At 41.8% G+C, this 383-nt stretch carries 1 protein-coding gene; it reads left to right on the top strand.

The features are described from left to right. Positions 1 to 383: hypothetical protein (locus HNS40_RS22795; RefSeq protein WP_216664218.1), on the top strand; the 383-nt coding region annotated here is incomplete at both ends.

Below are 383 nucleotides of genomic sequence, written 5' to 3'. Positions count from 1 at the left end.
CAAATCCCAAGACCATTACCAGAACCTATTCAGTAACAGATGCTTGTGGAAACAGTATCAATGTAACACAAGATATTATTATAGAGGATGCTACGAATCCAGTATTCGCAGCAGCCCCAGCCGATGTAACAGTAACATGTATCGACGATGTCCCAGTGATGAGCAATTTATCTTGGACAGATAATTGCGATGGTTCAGGAAGTGTAGCCGGAACAGACGCTGCTATAGTTGGCACAGATTGTAACGGAACTGTCACCAGAACATGGACTTATACAGATGGAGGCGGAAATACAGCATCTACAACACAGACTATTACAATCTTAGATAATGTAAATCCAACAGCAAGCAATCCAGCCAATATTACCATAGAATGTATCGCCAGT

Origin of the sequence: Lentimicrobium sp. S6 (assembly GCF_013166635.1) — a bacterium.
In the GTDB taxonomy this organism is placed as follows: domain Bacteria; phylum Bacteroidota; class Bacteroidia; order Bacteroidales; family UBA12170; genus UBA12170.
This window is presented reverse-complemented; position numbering and strand designations above follow the sequence as displayed.